The organism is Paenibacillus sp. LRG-1, from assembly GCF_057220305.1.
The window spans coordinates 1,544,572-1,564,148 of sequence record NZ_CM170126.1 but is presented as its reverse complement, the minus strand read 5'-3'; the positions used below and the strand labels follow the sequence as shown (position 1 = coordinate 1,564,148).

Here is a 19,577-nt window from a genome sequence, read left to right as displayed (position 1 = left end):
ATACAGATTCAGAATCTCAATCGTCAAAATTGATCATATATTCAAATTCCCCATATTCCATATGCAATTCTTAAGTCTTATGGTCCAAAATTGTGTCTGTATATATTTACATCGTGCTGTATTGAAGAAGTAGTGAAAACGTAGATAAATGAAGGATTCTTTGTGGAATAGTTGGAATCGTAGCTTCAATCGTACAAATTGGAAGGAAATTCGCTAAAAAGCTAATGAATCAATGGATTTTTTAATTTTTTAGCAATTGTTTTATTCAAAATTTAAATTTTAAAAAACCTTTATTTATCTATGTTTTTTATCGTAGCTCAATCGAATCGTGAATCGTAACAAGAATCGCGGATTGGAAGTGTTATTTTCATGGTTTTTCACTCTATCAAGTTGGTTCTATATAATAGAAGAAACTCAAATCTTTTTCCCTCACAGTCATTTCATCCCCGGTCTTCTTCTCACCAGTCGAAGGAACAGTATGCTCCTGTTCAACAAATTCAAAACGATCAACAGATTCGGGTAGAGAGAGCAATTGGCATATTTTACCTACCGCCAAATCGGACGACGTCGTCCGTTTTCCAAACTGTTCAAACGCTTTTATCATTTTCTGTGCTGTTCTTGAAGTTATGTGTCAATAGTCTTCTGAAGTTAGTTATGTAAAAGGAACTTAAGAATTAACCAAAGAATGAAACTCTTAAGGAAAGAGGAACACCATTTGCCGAGGTTCGATTCTTAAGTTCAGTCCATTTAGTACGTTAACAATTTTAAATAATTATCTTTAGTTTCTACTTTACAATTTGCCCTTAAATAAAACCCTCGTTCTGTAGTTATAGAATGATCTGTATATCCAACAATACTACCTTCATAGTCAAGTTCTTTTTCCACATATAGCTGAACGGATACACTGGAATTTACGCAGTTTTGCAGTTGCTCATCAGTAAAAATTGATATTGCTCTCTTTTTAGACTTCAATGTAACCATTCCTTTCGAGAAAATGAGAGAATAGACCATATGGTCTATTCTCTATCGACTATTCCTTACTTAAGCGGGAAGTGTTCATAAAATTTATAAATCGAGTGTCTCTCCATCATACTTCCACTGCTTGGGAAAGGCTCGAATACTTTTCCTAAACGTAAGCCCAAAGCATATTGTTTAAGGATACTTAAAAACTCACCTTCTGTTGTATAATTCTCAATTTGATCGTTATATTCATCACTCAATAATTCGGAAAGTGTGACAGGACCATCGGTATAAGGGGTGAAAATTTCTATTCCCCACTGCCTTACAAGATTTGTAGAGTAACCATTAATAAAGAATGGGGCAGCATTAAAAGTTCTCCCCTTAATGAACTGATACTCACTATTCTTAAACACCTTATATGCATCTTTATTCCCTGTAATATTTGTTAGATTCAAAGAAGCTAACTCGTATGACATAACACTTGCTAAGAAACCTCCTAATGAATGACCAGTAATATAAATATTAGCTTTTGGGTTCTCTTCAATAACACTTGCTACAAAATCCTCTGCATTATACGTCTGTATATTGTCATTATTTATAAATATGGCTAAGTCATTGGCGAAGTCTTTTATTTGCTCCCACGTTTCAGATTCCGTTCCTCTAAATGCTATAATGATGTCATTACCTTTTTTCAATGCTACAGCTCCAAAACTAAAATTATACCACTTACTATTGTAGGCTTTAATGATTTTCCATCCTGCCAACTCAATATCAGGGTAAGCGTCACTGTCTTTAAATCTATTTATTATTTCTTCATTTAGTGTTCCCCCAAACTCAGTACCCTGTATTGATTCTAAATTCACATAACTCAAATCACTAACCATTACATTATGGCGATCTGTCACGTTATAAACTAGAGGTTGGGGATCAACTTTGTCACTCATACCATCTCCATCTGAATCTTTTTTCGTTGGATCTGAGAGCATTGAAAAATAAACAGGATCTTGATCAAAATTTTTAGAAGCAAGGATTGCCTCAATTCCATCCGGTATTCCGTCTCCATCCGTATCTGCATTGTTAGGATCTAATCCATACAAAATATCACCATTACTTAAACGCACGCCATTGATTTCAAAATAATCAGGAATTCCATCTTTATCGCTGTCTAAAACTAATGAGGCATCAATTGTTTCATCCGCTACATGTTCATACGCCAAGTCAATTGATTCTGCTGTAGTAGCATGGAAATATGAACCTCCTGTCTCTGACGCAATTCGCTTAAGCATTCTCTCATCAATGGATTCTCCTAGACCAATAGTATAAACAGAGATTTTCTCACTCTTTGCCTTTTGTATCGCATCATCAATAAGCTCATTATTCCGGGTTCCTTGCCCATCGGTTAACAGAACAATAAACTTTTCATGGTTGTCTTCTCCATTCTGCTCTAGCTCTGTTAATGCAGAATCTAAAGCAGAGTAAATATTAGTCCCTCCATCCCCACTTACCTGATACACAGCATCTTGTACCGACTGTTTATCAGAAGTCAAAGCAATTCTCTGGACAGAATAATTGTCGAATTGATAAATCGCCGCTCTATCATTCTCTTCCAACTTACTCACAAAGTTACTAACTGCTTGCAATCTCATATTCTTGGGATCATTCCAAGACATACTTCCAGAAGTGTCAATGCTAAACACGACATCAACTTTGCGATCACGCCCCGTTGAAGGATCTTTTTTAGGTAATCTGATTTCCTTCGCCCAAGCCGCATCCCATGCCTTACCATTTAACAAAATGTAGGTGCTAAAATGAGGGACAATGGCTGTTACTGAATGGGAACTCGGATCATACGTTTGATTCTCTACCTTTTCTAAGAGTTGCTTTTCTTTGTTGTAGTAAAATATTTCTGGGCGAAAATCATCTGATTCCAAAATTGGATTATATTCAAATGTAATTGCGGCTGTATTGAATTGGACATCTGTTGTGAATTCAAATGGCGCACCAATATATCCAGGAATGTTCTTATTAATAAAGGCATCTTCCCCATAAACATTTGTGATTACTGTAGAAGTTGCCTCTTTAGCGTCAGAAGCGATTTTTACTGAAGGTGTAACATTTCGGTCACGTTCATAGGATTTTATCTCTGTTTTGTACACAACCGATTCATCTCCATCCTTAATACCATTACCGTTCGTATCGGGGTTAAGGGGATTCATTCCAAATTTCTCTTCTATAGAATCTTTTAATCCATCATGATCTGAATCAGCCTCTAGGGGATTCGTAGCTTTCTGTAACTCGTAGGCATCTTCCCAACCGTCGAAATCAGTATCCTTATTACCGGGATTAGTGCCAAGTTGTATTTCTTTAGCGTTAGTTAAGCCATCTCCGTCCCTATCCTCATCACCATCATTTATACCATTTCCATCGGTATCAATTTTTAATGGACTAGTGCCAATAAGATTTACTTCTTGTCCATCAGTTAAACCGTCACCATCTGTATCTGGATTATGCTTATCTGTGCCCATCATTTCTTCCTTATAGTCAGGCAGGCCATCCTTATCAGAATCTAGTTTCGTATCAATATTATTTTTTTTCGATTTTTTATCTGTATCAGCACTGCTTGTAGAAGCGTTAGCCGTTTGAGTATTCTCACTTTGTTTAATTTCAGTACTACCTTCTGGATTAGTAGGAGGACTCAAAGTGGTTTTGTTGGAAGACTCAAATTTAATAGCCTTATCTAGCAAGGTTACCGCCTCAGCGCGAGTTAACAGATTTCTAGGCATCAATGTCTTATCCGGATAACCTTGCAGTATGACATGGTTCAGAACACCTGAGAAACTGGTACTGGCCCACTCAGCTACAGTATTGGAATCCTTGTACTCTTTAAGAAGATTTAAATTATCTTCTTTCAGGTTCAATTTGTTCGCTAGAATAACAGCAGCCTCTTGACGAGTCAGGGTCTTGTTCGGTTGAAACGTGTTATTGGGATATCCTTTAATAACCCCCTCATCAACAGCCTTTAAAACATCTTTGTAATACCAATTATTCACCTTCACGTCACTGAACTTGCTTTTCTTGTCCGATGCATCATAAGTATTTTGGCTATCAAATCCCTTATGTAGTATGCTTAAAAACTCCGCCCGTGTGACTTGACGATCTGGATACACCTTTCCATTTTCGTATCCTTTTAAGATTCCTTTGGACAACCATTCGTTCATTAATGAGCCAGCCCAGTGATTCTCTAATTCTTTCTCACTGGTTGCCGCCTGTGAAAATCCTGGCTGTGCTAGTATTAGCAGCAAAGAAAAAAACAAAATACATACTTTCTTCATATTGCACTCTCCCCAATCGATAAATAACTACTAGTTAAATAGACTCATCCCCCTTAAAATGAGACAAAAGTAATATTACCATTAGTCCTTTGAAAATTTTGTCGTTTTTTGTCGGTATAAGTTGGATTTTTTCAATAGGGAAATAAACAAATAAAACATTGTAATCTTGGTGCTAATTAAAAATATCAGCATGTTAAATGGTGGACATGTCTCCATTACACAAACATCCATTCAAATCCCCGATATTTTACAAAAGGGTACCTTTCCAGGGTATACAAAAAAAAGACTTAATTCGCTCTTTTTAGAGTCGTATAAGCCTTTAAATATTTTTGCGTATCTCCTAATTCAAAAATTTAATTAATACACACCTTTTTAAAAATTGAGACGCTTTTCACATGAATTTTTCATAATAAATAACTGCCCAGACTTTGTATATAAATACAGGTAGATAAGAGTTATTTCAAAATGAAAGAAGCCCCATCACCTCTCAACAAAATACCTATTGGTCATATACCAAGCCTTACCCTTAATCGTATCAACCATACCCTTCTTACTGTCCAGAAACACGATATCACCACATTCTTTACAGCCCCATTTGTTCCTCTTGTACGCTGACTCTTCTATATAGGAAGCTCCACATTTACACTCTACCTGAATCAATACCCTATGCTGGATGTATGCGTCTGCTAATTGCTCTTTACTCTTACTCGCTACTACTGGTTGCTGTATTGCTGCTACATATTCCCTCTGCTCGGAAAATTCATTATGTACCTTAAAATCTGCTACAAGCTCAGGATTCAAACCAAAGTATTCTTTTCCTACTGTCGTCACATATTTGCTCCCCACACGATATGACTCTATCCAGTCCTGTATTTGCTTGCTGGATAGATCGACAGTTCCTTTGATTCCACTGTTTAGTGTGTAGGTCATTGTGTGATGCTGGTTTAGATTCATTTTATGCTACTCACCCCCAATCATTAATAGGATTATACTTCTTACGCTATTTTGATGAGAATTCTTCAATTCGTTTTATTCTAAGCACATCCAACCCCTGTTTAAGGTAACGAGACAAAAGAAGCTTTTCAAGCATATGTCCAGCAGGTGAAGTATACTGGTTCAAATCGTGCAAATAATAATACATATTATTGAGAGCTTTCTCCGGTGTATAGCTGTGCCCACGAATAGCTTCTATATCTCTATAGTAATCATAGTCTGTAGTGTAGTCACTACGATCAATAAAATCACTTTGTCCAATGTACATTAAAGATTCCAACAACAACAAATTACGATACTCCCACGATTTAAGCTTAGACGACATTTCTTGATATATTGAGTCTCGATTTTCATTTTCTTCTGTTACTTCTTTATAATAATTGTCAGCTAAATCAATAAATTCAATAATTTGCGGTAAAAATGCTTTAATCTCACTAGTCATGCTCATAACATCACTCCTTCATAATACGAAATTTTTATAAATGAGAGAGGCATTATTGTCCCTCTAATCTTCTTTCTGTCACCTCTCTCTGTTCATGACTGAGTTTTACAAAAACTGATGAGATTTCTGAATTTGGATTGTCAATTTGAACTTCACGATTGTTAAAGTGGATATGTTCTATACTTAAACTATGAAATAAAAACTTCTCTTCATCTTCTAGGCCACTAAATGAAAAGTCTCCCATGTAACGAAAAACCTCTCCTTGTTTCATTAAAATGTCTAGACTCTTAGAGTCTACATGCACATTCAGGAGAAGTGAGTCAGATAACTCAATTAAAAAAGTGCCTTTACCAACACCTTGTTCTAGCCTATGCCATTTACCCGTAATTGCTTCTACAAGATTACTCCCATCTAAAAAATCATTCATCTAATTCCGGCTCCTTCTTGTCAATGTGTAAACTATAATTAAAAAATAAAACTTACAACTTTATCTATTTAATTTGGGAGGTACTCCACTTTTATCAGATTCATCAAAAGCAAACATTACTTTTAGTTCGTTTCTATATTTTTTCCTAGCTTCTTTTCCTTCTACAAGAGCAAAGCAGAAATGTGTAGTATCTAAGGTATTCTCTTCATTTAGGAGTTGATTATATCTCCTCTTTATATTTTCTGAATAAGATGCAAATGACTTTCCCGTTTCTACATTTCTACAAACGCACACCCCTTCTTCGTTAGGCAAGAAGAAGGAAGTACCTCTTTCAAACCACTCTGAATAAGTAAGGTCTAAAAGACTTCTCAGCGTATTAGCTCTAATAATTCTCAATTCATCTTCTTCAGTTATTCCACTTGCGTCAAAAATCATCACAACATCCCCAATTTCATTATATATTTTATAAGTTCAGTTCATCACTTTAAACAGCCTTTGATTTTATTACAATTAATCTAGATTTCAGATATTGAATTTAACTGATTCGTAGTTATATGAAGTTTCCTATTTACGACCAGCGCGAGACTGAGACAACACAGATCCAGCAAGTGATTTTGCTATTTTGCTTGAAGACTTGCTTTTCAACACGGAAGAAGCCTTTGAAGACATTTGTGCTGATGAAACTTTGCGAGTGCTAGATTTAGCCATTGTGAACACCTCCTCTGTATGAAATAAATGGTACACACTTAGTTTATGTAACTATATATAGATTGTCAACAACTAAAAATACTACATGTTGATATTTTAACTTGTGATACAATGAATAATAAGCCATCTACTATGAATATTTGTTTCATTATTGTACTTGCTCTAGTAACAAAAAACGCCTAATGTATTAGGCGCTCTCATCTATTAGCAAATTATTGGTTCCTTTATTCTAATTATATAGGTAACTAAACAAACCTTGAATTAATTTCTTCTAATTCATAAAAACCCTCGTAATCGTCCTTCTCCACAACTTCAAATATTTTATCTTTATCAGTGATCCTACAACCCTCTTCACATTCTGCAAAACTATCATGCTCAACATGGAGTGAATATTCATTACATTCAGGGCAATTATACTTTTTCAAATATCCTTCTTGGAACGCCTCCTGAACTTTCTTCCAGTAACCCATGATATCATCCCCTTTAATTTCGTTGTCATTCTAACATAATTAATTCTTTTCATCAATGAAATTATCTTTAGAAATTGATAGTATTATGTTGTTATGTGATTTTTCAATTACTCTTTCGACATCCTCTTCACAAGTCTGATGGCTGGCCTCTATTTTCAATCCTTTTCTCAAACTTTACCGTTCTTCCTGTTACCACTTTCACCAACTATCTTACATTTGAGCTAGTAAATTCGTATTCATTTGTCACAGTCTTTCTGTCACACTGAGCTAATGTTTTCAGGCTGACTAATTGCCCATCCCAAGTCTGCAAAAAAAGTTTCCCCTTTATGAGTCGTCCACATTTATACATTGGTTATCGCTCCTTATTTGATTTGATAGCATGTATTCTCAACATTATTGTGCTTATTCCAGTAGAATGCAGCCTGTTACAGTACGATGTTACGATGAAATGGTAATTTTACATGAAGTCGGTAATACATTGTTAGATGCATATTGTTCATTTGATTATTAATGTACCGACTTAACTAAGCGAACAAGGCAACTTGTGTCATATGCGAATACTTTCCTTGTTCAAGATAAGTGTCATAAATACGTTCAGGAACATCTGTATGGAATCGTTCCATTTTCCAGGCATGTACAGGTTCTTGGAATAGCTTTTCGAATGCGGCTTTCTTGTCACGATAGTAATCGTATACGAAGTCGGTTTTCTCAGTGTAACCGTAAGCGTCAATATACTCTTTACGCATTTTAGTGAGCAGGGACAAAGGATGCCTAGCAAAAGTGGAGCGATTCAGAAACTCGTTTAAACGTTCGACAGTGGTCAACATGAACTTCATTGATCCAATTAGAATTTCAGCTTTAGGTGAGATATCAAGGAAATAGCAAACTTGTTCGAGCGTGAGGTCAGAGTGGTACGGAATTTCCGTAGTGGTGGCCAAATTGGCTACCCCTTTTTTGTTAGTGATGGATTTGTTCAATGTAATCATATGTATCTTCTCCATTCGTTTTATAGTTGTGTCACGTGACACATTAGAAGCCTGAAACAATCCCTCTCGCTTCATCCTCAGCACGTTCGATAGCCTGAATAAACGGTAACAAAGGTTCCTCACGTTTGTACTCTATAGCCTTCTCAGCAGTACCGTTAGCGTTAGCCCATTCCCAATACGTGATGATATCAATAGGCTGTAAGAAATACACTGACAGAGCCTCCACAGGATTCACAGCGTACAATTGAGTAAACTGATCATCTGTAAGTTGGCTATGCTGAAGGTATTCATCCTTCATTTGATGGAGTAAAAGAAATCTACTTTCACGATTAACATTGATGATACGACTTACATACTCATTACGGCGCTCAACTGTGTTCAATATGATTTGCATGTCATTGCGAATGCCAGTTGCTTCAGGTCTGATATTGAGCATATTGATTAGATCATTGATGGACAAGTTAGGATTGTACAGTGCTGGCTCAATGATGCGAGTCCATGTGTCGTCATTACCATGCTCAAACACTTTGATAGCATCTGAGACATTCAGACCAATAGTCTGCCATTTGCGATTTAATGCATCGGTAATGTGGTAATAATGCAATTCTTTTTCGGTGTCTTCTTCTGATTCCCAAACTGGATTCATGCGTACAATGTCGATGATGGTTTGCTTGTTAGCTTTTTTGATCACTAGGTATCTTCCTCCTTGAGATATTGGTAAAATGGTGATGAAGGTGCCGAAGAAAGTACTGCACACTCCTTTGTTCAAGAGTATATTGCTCTATTCACCAGTTGCACTTTCATAGTGCAACTCTTTATACACAATATATCATATGCACTTTCATGGTGCAATGTTTATTCTAACTCTTTTGGAGGATAATATGGATCAGCAAAACTACATTTTGTATTGCAAGTTAGATGAAATTCTAAAGAGGCACGATAACATGTCTGTACTAAAATTATCTGAAGAAATTGGACATCGTAGAACTACGATTATGGAACTACTACACAACACCAATATGGAAAAAAAGAAAATATCAGCTTCGTTAATCACAAAACTTTGTGTTTATTTCGATGTAACTCCAAATGATTTATTTGAAATCCGTAAGCGTGTAGAATAGCAAGTATAACCAATCCTAATTTGAATACTAAAAAAATAAAGAAGATCTCGAAAGTTGAGGTCTTCTTTTCGTATCGGCAATTTCGCCGTGTCGTCAAAGTTGGCGATACCCTTACACATAAAAACACAATGGCGATTTACCTGTTAGCTATCCCTCAAATTTGAGGGGCAGGTACAAGATGTATCCTTGTTCATCTCACTATGTAACATGGGGAACGAAATTTCGTCCCCCATGCATAGGACTTCGAATATCGCGTTTCACGATAATTGAGTTTAGCTTTCATACCTTTCGATTCAGAAGGTTAGAATTACGATATGGCGATTCACCATGTCTGGATTTTTAACTCATGTTCATTGTGGACACCCGATGCTAGCATTGTTTGTCACAGGCATATTGTGTGACTGCGCAAAGTTGCGCCGTGAGAATTGTGTTATAAACTTGCTTCGTGAAATCGCGAAACGAAACGCCAAAGTTGTCGGTTGAAAAGTTAAGGTTACTTATCGAAAAATTTTCCGGGAGGTTCAAAAGGACAGCACAATTTTGTGCCCTCATTGGTGGAGGAGTATTTCGCGGAATCACGAAAAAGTCTTTTCCTCATCCGTCAGAATTGCCGAGCGAGGAATCGTGTCACTTGGTGACATGGAATAGTGACGACATTGCAATTTGATATTTCGTTGGGGTGACACCCATTTCGTTATGTAAACTATACTATCAGCTATGACAGCGCGATTCTGCGCCTTCCTCATTTAATGTGCAACTCACGCACAGTAATGTTGGGATGTCTCATCATTTGAATACTTCGAACCTCCTAAGCTTAACTTAGTAGCCTAATACTGAAATTATTTAAGTATTAGTAATGGCAACAATTAGGACATCAATAAGGTTCCCTGAAATTTTCATAGAAGCTTCTCAATATCAAGGTATCTATCAATCTGCACAAAAAAAGTGCATATTGAGAATTGGATACAAAAAAATCCAGTCACTGTCAATATAGGACAACTGGATGGTAAAATTGGTTTTTTATTTAAATACTTACATCAAAATACGATAGCTTTAAAGGCTCGTCTATTGGAAAGAAAGACATACTTTGAACTCGGTTTCTTTCGGATTGGAACGGAAAATAAATAGTATTAACACCTTTCTTTTCTGGTTGTATATAATCTACTCTGTTTTTTGATAAAATGTAAATTAAAGAAGAGATTTTTTTTGCAGTATCAAGAAGTTCATCTATATCAACTTCACCTTTCATGTGATAGGTTAAAAGGTTTTCTTCTCTCTCTAAATCTTTTATGTGTCCTTGGATTGGCCCATTAATATCTGGTATTACTATGTTGTAACCATTTTGTATTGAACGTTCTTGTTTCATTTTAGTCTCTATAGTTGAATTATCATAAACCATAGGAGTACCTTTTGTATTTGATTTTCTATAATTGATAAATTCCAGATTCATTTCACCACCAAACATTTTTATTCCTACAGATAAGCCATGTTTATATTGATTATAATAAAATTGAAATTTCTTAAACTTTTGAGATATTTCTTTTAGAGATATCAGCAATGTATCTACATTTTTATCATATATAGACAATATCTCTTGAGTCCTAGCTTCATCATGTCCTATCATAATCGATTCTATATACTCTCTATCTGGAATCATAAATGCTTTCAAAATATCTTTATCAGATTTAGTAGTAATTTTATGGACTAGACTCGTTACTTTACCAGCTTGATATTTCACTATCTTCTTTATGAAATACTCTTCCTCACGTATAAATTTAATTAAACAAAACAAATCTTCTATATACATCATTAGTTCCGAAATAGCACTAAAGATAAGACCATTGGTTGCTTCAACATATGCATAATGTTCAAAGTTTGCAATATAATTTTCACCATAATACTCTTGAAGAGTGTTAACGAATCGGTTTCTATTTTCTAACAAATGCTTTATGGACAAAATCTTAGTTTCTCTCCAAGTAGGTTCAAAGCCATTGAAATAAACAAGTATTTGATGGTCGTTTGCCTTTTTTCTTTCTTCTTTATTCATTGTTACCCCCAGTTTATATTTTTAAAAAATATAGGAACAATATACCATATATCAGCACACTTGTTCGAGTATATTTTTTTGATTCCTAGCACTTTACAATGACATACTCCTTAGACGCTCTCACGTTTGTTCTAAAGCTGTTATTCACGTTATGAATAGGGAAGTCCCAAAATCCCAGTAACTCTCACCTGTGTTGGCTTAACACTCTCCTTTGAGCTTATCTCATTTACTATACTCTCCTGCTGATATTCGTAATCTTTCAATCTAATTTCATAATTCATAGTTGCAGTTTTTTTCTCCAGAATAAATTTCCCAAAGCCATTGTTACGAAGAATACTATACCGTACAATCATTTTGCCCATGTGTTTCTGTCTCCTTTTCGAATAACCTTTTTATAGATTTGTCATGCAGCATATCCAATGCCTCACTTCCCCGGACCTCACCCACCACAATGCGGTTGGGCCGCATACGCAGGGAGGAACGAATCAGATCACGAATTGTGATTTCTCCCTTCCCCTCGGTGTTCGCATTCCGTGTTTCCATGGAAACTAGATTAGGGACCGTCACAATTTGCAGCTCTGCTGAGTCTTCAATGGTAATAATCCGTTCAGACGACGGGATAAACTGGGATAATGCATTCAGAAAAGTTGTTTTACCAGACCCCGTTCCTCCGCTTATAAAAATGTTGTACTTGCTACGTACCAAGTCCTTGAGCATAGCAGCGGTTTCTGCATCAAGCGCACCCATTTGTATCAAGTCATCCATCGTCATAGGACGCTCGGGAAACTTCCGTATTGTCATCGTCGGACCCTTGAGAGCAACTGGAGGCAACACAATATTTACGCGTGACCCATCCTTTAACCGGGCATCCACAATGGGGGAAGCCTCATTCACAATTCGGTTCACCCCGGCTACAATCGTCTGGATTAAATCCTCCAGCCGCTCGCGGGACTCAAATTGATCAGGTACCTGCATCACTTCACCAGCCCGTTCCACAAAAATTTCCCGGTGACTGTTAATCATAATTTCCGTAACGGTCGGGTCATCAATCAATGGCTGGAGTACATCCAGCCCACGGAAAGAGTTAAAAATCTTGCGGACGAGTGCATGCTTCTCACGGGAAGTTAAGCCCACCAGCTCTACATCGTGTAAAATTCGATTTTCAATATGCCGTACCAGATCTGCATCCTTTACCGAAGACGTTACGTCCAGCCCGTTTCGGATATCTGCTCGCAATGCCTTAAACCGTTCCTCATTCATGTTCATCAGCCCCTTTTAAGACCAAACGGCGGGCGGATGTGTTACACTGTCCACATTCAGCAGCTCGTGGCACAGATGACGAATTTCCCGCTGATAAATCGGTGAACTAAGCAGTAGCTCATGGTGCTGCATCTGCTTCCATGAAGGTATATAGGGTAACGCTCCGTTTATCTCCATGAAGTCACGAGGTAATGAGTTGATCATAGTTCCCATATAGCGGTTCACCACAAAGCTGGTTTTGCATATCATGTCTTCAAGCCCTTCAGGCTGCGTGGTTTCTAAAACATCCAGCCATAATCCGCACTTGTGCATGCTCATTAAATCGTCTGCCAGCAGCCAAATCAGCTTATGACTAGCTTCAAGCACGGCTTGAGCCCGATCACCTTTTTCAGAATCGCCATCTACGATCACTACATCATACTGCCCACTTTCGGCAACCGTTCGAATCAGCTCTTTCGCTTCATCACAAGTCATGTCCGTCAGCTCCTTGCGATTATAGACAGGCTGAAAAGTATCCGCCTGAATTTCAGGGCGACGAATACAGTAGGAAGCCATGGATAATGGAGTGTCCTCACTCCCCTCCGCCTTGAGATCATAGAGCAGCCTGGACAGCCCTTCTCCTTCTGCTCCGCTAGCACTGCCTGAACCAGTGAACAACGAGCTTGAATCCACCGTCTCCAGATTCAGATAGAATACCGAATATCCCTCATTCCCCAGCTGTTTGGACATATTGAGTGCGGCCGTTGTCTTGCCTAGTCCACCGGAAGCTGCTACGATGCCGATAATCATTCCACCTTCCCGACTGTTTACACTTTTCCGACCGTTCGACCTCTGTCTAGCCGTTTCCAAAATAAAACCGACCAGCTCAGATAAAGGCTGATACTTTAATAAAGGCTGTCCATATTCGCTCACTTGTTCTCCCTCATGCAATACCAAACAAGGAATATCAGCAGCTTCCCTGTCTGTCCATAGATTCAAAAAAGCCGCTTCACCTACCACCACATCCGGTCTTTTCATTCCACTGGTTTCCATCATGTATTGATGAAATGCCTCCGGTTGCGAAAAAGCCGTGATTCTCAGCCTTCTGGCGTACTCGCTTCCGTGAACATAATTCAGCAGCGGCTCAATATAATCCCGGCTTTCTACGGCCAATACCACTTTCACTGGAACTATAACGCTCATCCCTTTCCCTAACACAACAACGCAAAAAAGCACCGTTCATCCATCCGTAAGTACATACGGTTGGTGAACGGTGCTTCCGTCACGTGCAATCTATTTACTGGTAGAATAGCATAGCGCTTATATTAGAGCAAGTATTTTTTGTGCAAGTATCTTCCAAAATCCTCGTACTAGGAGAAGGCGGGCAGTCTAGCCCCGCCTCCTAGCATCTTCATCTTAGTAGAATTTGTGGTGACGACGATGACAGTCATGATGACGATGATGGCGGTGATGGCGACGTTTCCGGCAATGACATTTCTTATCAAAATCTTCATGTTTCCGGTGATCATGTTTAAATTTAGGTTTAAACTTAATGACAGTCACCTTAATGATCTTCTTAAAGATACGTTTTTTTGGCTTACGCAAATGACAATGTTTAAACATTTTTAATTCGCCTCCATTTCTTTGAGATAGAATATACTATGGAAGCAGCGAACCATCGGTAACCATCATATGACTATTTATGAATTTACTGGGCGAATTAACGATCTACCTCCAGCTTAATATCCGGATCATAATCCGCCACAATTAGAACATCCATATGACGTGCTTGACGGAGAATCCTCGGCACAACCGCAGCCTTCCCCCAACGGCTACTTCGGGAAGACTGCCCCACGATGAGCTGCGTACCTGAATATCCTTCCACTGGAGCAATCAAAATGTCGGCAATCTCGCTTCGGCTGGAAACAAGCCGTATCTCAAAGGTTCCCCCCAGTCGGTGGGTCAGCAACTTTAGTTGTTCCAGACGAGGGTTCAGTCTCTCGGGCATACGCTCACCGACATGAACATAAGTCACAATCCACACAGCCTTCAGACGAAAGGCGATACGAAAACCGCGGCGAATCAGCCTTTCAGCATTTTCGCTTAGCGTCACGCCTACGAAGATCACTTCCTCCCTGCGCCACGGTCCCCGAAGTGATTCGTGTCGATCCCAGGATTCCAGCCGCTCATCTACGTCATCTGCCAATTCCCGCAAAGCAAGTTCACGCAACGCAATCAGATTGCCCAGTTTAAAAAAATGGCTAAGTGCCTGTTCCACCTTCGCAGGATCGTATATTTTGCCCTCACGCATACGCTGCTGCAACGATTTGGGAGCCACATCAACAAGCTGTACTTCATCGGCCAGACGCATCATATGGTCGGGAACAGTCTCTCTCACTCGTATACCAGTAATCTGTTCTACCGCATCATTCAAGCTCTCCAGATGCTGTACATTCATTGTGGATATCACAGAAATACCTTGTTCCAAAATGGTAAGCACATCCTCATAGCGCTTAGATCTCATACTTCCGGGAACGTTGGTATGTGCCAGCTCATCAATAAGCACCACCTCGGGATTACGCCTGAGAATGGATTCCGTGTCCATTTCTTCCAAGTGTGCGCCATGGCGCTCGATGGACTGACGGGGTATCATCTTCAGAGATCCTACCTGGGCCAGTGTTTCTGCTCTTCCGTGCGTTTCCAGCAATCCGATAACTACATCGATCCCACTCTCCAGCAGATCATTCCCCTCTCTCAGCATCGTGTATGTTTTGCCGACCCCCGGAGCAGCGCCAATGTATACCTTGAGCTTGCCCCGCAGGATTTTGGCTGCCTCAGCCTGTGCTTCCTCAACGCTCAAACGATGATACGGATCGTTATCTCCCTCCTCCTGTCTCATTGTTGGCAAAATCCGCTCACCCTCCTGCTCGGCCCGGTCCGCAATCAGCAGCAAATCCATATTTTTCATTCGTTTTAAAATCCCGTTCACAAGCGATCCTTTCATCAGCTCCTGCCACGGCGTCTGCCGAGAATGCCCCATAACAATTCGGGTAACATTGTGCGTCACCGCATAATGAATCAGTTGACGAGGCAACCTTCTGCGGGAAAAAAGCGGGATTTCTTCAAATGTTGATCCGATCTTGTCAGCCAATTTCTCAATTGAACGCTTGAAGGCAGCTGATTCCTTGGACAGCTTGCGCTTCGAGCTGACAAAGGAGACTACTAGCATATCTCCACCCAACCGCTTGGCGACCTGTTCCCCCCTACGTACATAAATGGACCCATTCCAATGATATTGGACAGGTACCAAAATACGCTCTGCGGCTCCAGACGCCCCGTGCAAGCCTAACTCTTCCCGGTGCCGTTCCAGCGAATCGTTCACATCCTCTGCTACCAATCGCAGGGCTAGCTCACGCAATTTACCCAGATTTCCCCGGTGAAACATCTCAGGATTGGGCGTATGCATATAGCCTTTCGCCAGCCGTTCCAAAATCATCTCCGGGGTGGCATCAATCAGACGAATTTCATCCGCCAGCTCCAGTGTATCAACCGGAACCGTATATTCCGCTTCAAAGCCTGTCAGCTGATATACCCACTCCGTAATTCCTTCGAGTTCATAAACATTGACCGTCGTAATGACGCTAATTCCCTGCTCCAGCAAATACCGAATATCCTCCAGCCGTGTTGGAAATAGGGCGTCTTTCCGGTTATGATGTGCCAAATGATCCACCAGTACCACCTCGGGATTTCGTGCCACCAAAGCTTCCACATTCAGATCCTTTTGCTCCTCACCATCTTTTATCCAATGAATACTAGGCACTCGCTCCAGCGTGCCGACCTGTTCCACGGTCACAGGCCGCTGCATGGTTGAGACCGCACAAATCACAACATCAATACCTTCATGCTGCAGCGATTGTCCCTCCTGCAGCATATGATACGTCTTGCCCGAGCCACTGACCGCACCCATGTATATTTTGAGTCTGCCTCGATGCAGTTTGTTAATCGAATCCAGTATTTCCTCTGGTGATTTACGTTTGAAGCTCTCCACTTTCGTTCCTCCCCACAGCGTGCCGCTTGTTTGTTCCGTCCATTCTTATATGGTTGTAATGAATGTACTCCCGTGTCCCAATCAATTCAAGATGATCAATCAAGCTTGCCCCAAAAAAAGCCGCACAGGGCAGTATAAGCGCAAAAAAACGTGCATTCAGGTCTCTTATGCCTGAATGCACGCTATTTTGGGTAACTCATATGGGATCACTTCCTACAATCACTTGCTATCTTCGCCAACGATCCCCCGTTGTTGAAATAACTTTTGCCATACCACACCGTGAGACGGGGAAAAGAGAAAAGCTAAAAGCAGCAACACACCCGATACACACAGCATACATGCTGCAATAGAAGCATCCAATACACTTGCTGTGTAAAAGCCTACGACCGAACTGATCGCCCCAAATCCGACGCTGTATACAATCATATGGGACAACTTCTCCGTCAGCAAATAAGCGGTAAGAGGCGGTACAACGAGCATGCCAACCACCAGAATTGCACCCACGCTCTCAAATGACGCCACCGTCGTTAGTGAGACGAGACTCATCAGTAGATAATGAAATAAAACAACTGGAATGCCTAATGAAGCTGCCAAGGCGGGATCGAAGGAAGTGATTTTAAATTGCTTGAAAAAGCCCCCTATCACGAGCAAATTGATCAAAAACATCGCGCCCGTAATCCACACAGCCCTCGGACCGACATCGAAGCCGGCTATTTCTAACGTATTCCACGGCACATAAGCAATTTCCCCATACAAAACGTGATCCATATCCAGATGGGCATTGGAAGCAAACACACTGATCAGCAAAACACCGATAGCAAACAATGTCGTAAACACCACGCCAATGGCAGCATCACTTTGCAGACCGCTTTGTTGGAATAGCTGAATCAGGTACACCGTTAGAAGACCCAGCACAGCCGCACCAAACATCATCCACACCGAATCCCTCGATCCGCTGATGAGAAAGGCAATGACAATCCCCGGCAATACCGCATGACTGATTGCATCACCGATCATAGCCATTTTTCGGAGCACGAGAAAGCACCCAACGATACTACATCCCCCTGCCACTAACATTCCCGTCAAAATTACATAAAATGAACTCATAGGGCACGCTCCTCCCTTGGCTGTGTTCCGACTGTCTGCTCCAGATTTTTTCTGGCGTTCAACCGAACGATAGCCTTGGAGATCATCCCGCGCTGCGGCGCAAAAATCAAGCTCACTCCAAACACCACAGTCGCACACAACACGCATAACGGTCCTGTAGGCAGATTTTGTCCCAGAGAGCTAATGACCGTCCCACCAAGGCCTGCTATAGCACCAAACAAGCCTGATAGGCATACCATGACACCCAGCTTCTCTGTCCAGTATCTTGCCGACACGGCCGGGGTAATCAGCAGGGCAGCCATCATAATGACTCCCACGGCCTGAATGCCAGCAACCACCGCAATGACAATCATTAGCATCAACAACTTATCCAGCAAACCTGCCGGAAAACCAAGTCCGCGGGCAAAGCCGGGATCAAAGCTGAGCAGCTTAAATTCCTTGAAAAATAATATACATATTCCGATGAGTACCACCGAAATTACCGCCATCGTATAGACATCAGACAATACCATTGCCGCAGCTTGACCAAATAGAAATTTATCCAATCCGCTTTGATTGCCTGCGCCACTATGCTGAATTTCGGTCAACAACATAATGCCGAAGCCAAAAAATACCGACAGCACCGCTGCAATCGCGGAATCGCTTTTAATTCGTGAATACCGGGTTAATGCACTGATGGCAAAGGTAGCAACAATCCCCGCAATAGCGGCCCCAATCATAAATCCAAACACGGATTTTGTACCTGTGATCATAAAAGCCACACATACCCCCGGCAAAGCCGCATGTGCCAAAGCATCTCCCATGAGCGACTGCTTGCGCAAATACATAAAACTGCCAATCACCCCGCTGCTTAAACCGAGCAAAATGCAGCCCAGCAAAATCCACTGCATGTTTGGGTCGGTCAAAAGCGTTGCCAAGCTTGTCATACTGCTCACCTCACTCCGAGTATCGTACCGGAATCCGGGCCTGTTTTGAGTATACTCAGACGCCCGCCATACGTACGCTGCAGATTTTCCTCGGTAAAAATATCTGTCGTCTCTCCAAACGCCATCAGATGCCCGTTCAACAGCATAACCTGGTCAAAATAATCCGTGACCGTAGATAAATCATGATGAACGACAAGCACGGTTTTACCCTGCTGTTTCAGATCGTTGAGCAATGAAATAATGGCTTTTTCTGTTGCAGCGTCCACACCGACAAACGGTTCATCCATAAAATAAAGCTGAGCATCCTGCGCGAGTGCTCTGGCTAAAAAAACACGTTGTTGCTGACCGCCAGACAATTGACTAATCTGCCTGTCTGCATATTTGCTCATTCCAACCTTGTCCAAACTCTCCATCGCAGCCTGACGATCTGCTGCTCCCGGACGCTTAAACCAGCCCAATCTGCCATACCGTCCCATCATAACCACATCCAATGCGTTCGTCGGAAAATCCCAATCCACCGACTCCCGCTGTGGTACATAGCCAACCTTGAGTAGCTGTTGCTTATAGGGCTTGCCGTAGACCAGCACCTCGCCCCTAAGCTTTGGAATCAGTCCAAGCGCTGCCTTGATCAGTGTAGATTTCCCAGCCCCGTTCGGACCGATAATACCAATCAGCTTGCCTTCCGGCACCTCAAAGGAAACATCGAACAAAACGGGCTTTTTTTGATAAGCTACCGATAAATCACGAACGACAAGTGGTGAATGCCCCATG

The 19,577-nt window shown here is 40.6% G+C and carries 18 protein-coding genes and 1 pseudogene; 1 reads left to right on the top strand and 18 read right to left on the bottom strand.

Translation table 11 applies throughout. The annotated features are described in order from the left end of the window. Positions 1-385 precede the first annotated feature (385 nt). The 10 genes from ACUUJN_RS06865 to ACUUJN_RS06820 all read right to left on the bottom strand — a co-directional run bounded on the left by ACUUJN_RS06865 (position 386) and on the right by ACUUJN_RS06820 (position 9,009). A complete protein-coding gene (locus ACUUJN_RS06865) occupies positions 386-604 on the bottom strand; it encodes a hypothetical protein (RefSeq protein WP_484669435.1) in 219 nt (72 codons plus the stop codon). 433 nt (positions 605-1,037) lie between these two features. After that, positions 1,038-4,292 (bottom strand): S-layer homology domain-containing protein, encoded by a 3,255-nt coding sequence (locus tag ACUUJN_RS06860; RefSeq protein ID WP_484669434.1) that lies wholly within the window; start codon positions 4,290-4,292, stop codon positions 1,038-1,040. A gap of 480 nt (positions 4,293-4,772) precedes the next feature. Further along, positions 4,773-5,246, bottom strand: coding sequence for a hypothetical protein (locus tag ACUUJN_RS06855; RefSeq protein WP_484669433.1), 474 nt, complete (start codon positions 5,244-5,246; stop codon positions 4,773-4,775). 46 nt (positions 5,247-5,292) lie between these two features. Beyond that, the gene (locus ACUUJN_RS06850) at positions 5,293-5,733 is read right to left on the bottom strand and encodes a hypothetical protein (protein ID WP_484669432.1); all 441 of its coding nucleotides are present in this window, start codon (positions 5,731-5,733) and stop codon (positions 5,293-5,295) included. Between the two features lie 46 nt (positions 5,734-5,779). Beyond that, a complete protein-coding gene (locus ACUUJN_RS06845) occupies positions 5,780-6,154 on the bottom strand; it encodes a hypothetical protein (RefSeq protein ID WP_484669431.1) in 375 nt (124 codons plus the stop codon). A gap of 60 nt (positions 6,155-6,214) precedes the next feature. Further along, positions 6,215-6,589 carry a hypothetical protein gene (locus ACUUJN_RS06840; RefSeq protein WP_484669430.1) on the bottom strand — a complete coding sequence of 125 codons (375 nt, stop codon included), beginning with the start codon at positions 6,587-6,589 and terminating at the stop codon, positions 6,215-6,217. 129 nt (positions 6,590-6,718) lie between these two features. After that, positions 6,719-6,862 carry a hypothetical protein gene (locus tag ACUUJN_RS06835; protein WP_484669429.1) on the bottom strand — a complete coding sequence of 48 codons (144 nt, stop codon included), beginning with the start codon at positions 6,860-6,862 and terminating at the stop codon, positions 6,719-6,721. Positions 6,863-7,107: 245 nt separating this feature from the next. After that, a complete protein-coding gene (locus ACUUJN_RS06830; protein WP_484669428.1) occupies positions 7,108-7,332 on the bottom strand; it encodes a hypothetical protein in 225 nt (74 codons plus the stop codon). 524 nt (positions 7,333-7,856) lie between these two features. Further along, a complete protein-coding gene (locus ACUUJN_RS06825; protein WP_484669427.1) occupies positions 7,857-8,318 on the bottom strand; it encodes a hypothetical protein in 462 nt (153 codons plus the stop codon). A 43-nt stretch (positions 8,319-8,361) separates the two neighbouring features. After that, a complete protein-coding gene (locus ACUUJN_RS06820; protein ID WP_484669426.1) occupies positions 8,362-9,009 on the bottom strand; it encodes a hypothetical protein in 648 nt (215 codons plus the stop codon). Positions 9,010-9,199: 190 nt separating this feature from the next. On the opposite strand from ACUUJN_RS06820, the gene ACUUJN_RS06815 reads away from it, so the two are divergent. Next, positions 9,200-9,439 (top strand): helix-turn-helix domain-containing protein, encoded by a 240-nt coding sequence (locus ACUUJN_RS06815; protein ID WP_254349189.1) that lies wholly within the window; start codon positions 9,200-9,202, stop codon positions 9,437-9,439. A 1,024-nt stretch (positions 9,440-10,463) separates the two neighbouring features. On the opposite strand, the gene ACUUJN_RS06810 is transcribed toward ACUUJN_RS06815, so the two are convergent. From ACUUJN_RS06810 to ACUUJN_RS06775, 8 genes and pseudogenes are all read right to left on the bottom strand, one after another. Beyond that, positions 10,464-11,486, bottom strand: coding sequence for a hypothetical protein (locus ACUUJN_RS06810; protein WP_484669425.1), 1,023 nt, complete (start codon positions 11,484-11,486; stop codon positions 10,464-10,466). A 149-nt stretch (positions 11,487-11,635) separates the two neighbouring features. Continuing rightward, entirely contained in the window at positions 11,636-11,848 is a 213-nt protein-coding gene (locus ACUUJN_RS06805; protein WP_484669424.1) for a hypothetical protein, read from the bottom strand. A gap of 31 nt (positions 11,849-11,879) precedes the next feature. After that, a pseudogene (locus ACUUJN_RS06800) lies at positions 11,880-12,746 on the bottom strand (TadA family conjugal transfer-associated ATPase); the annotation flags it as partial. A 15-nt stretch (positions 12,747-12,761) separates the two neighbouring features. Next, positions 12,762-13,928 carry a P-loop NTPase family protein gene (locus ACUUJN_RS06795; protein ID WP_160789642.1) on the bottom strand — a complete coding sequence of 389 codons (1,167 nt, stop codon included), beginning with the start codon at positions 13,926-13,928 and terminating at the stop codon, positions 12,762-12,764. Between the two features lie 517 nt (positions 13,929-14,445). Further along, a complete protein-coding gene (locus ACUUJN_RS06790) occupies positions 14,446-16,773 on the bottom strand; it encodes a histidine kinase (protein ID WP_028543032.1) in 2,328 nt (775 codons plus the stop codon). A 219-nt stretch (positions 16,774-16,992) separates the two neighbouring features. Further along, positions 16,993-17,880 (bottom strand): metal ABC transporter permease, encoded by an 888-nt coding sequence (locus ACUUJN_RS06785; RefSeq protein ID WP_023987616.1) that lies wholly within the window; start codon positions 17,878-17,880, stop codon positions 16,993-16,995. After that, complete coding sequence (locus ACUUJN_RS06780; protein ID WP_023987615.1) at positions 17,877-18,806, bottom strand: metal ABC transporter permease; 930 nt, start codon at positions 18,804-18,806, stop codon at positions 17,877-17,879. Before ACUUJN_RS06780 ends, ACUUJN_RS06785 begins: the two co-directional genes overlap by 4 nt. A gap of 5 nt (positions 18,807-18,811) precedes the next feature. After that, on the bottom strand, positions 18,812-19,576 hold the full coding sequence (locus ACUUJN_RS06775) for a metal ABC transporter ATP-binding protein (protein WP_023987614.1): 765 nt from the start codon (positions 19,574-19,576) through the stop codon (positions 18,812-18,814). Between the last annotated feature and the right edge of the window lies 1 nt (position 19,577).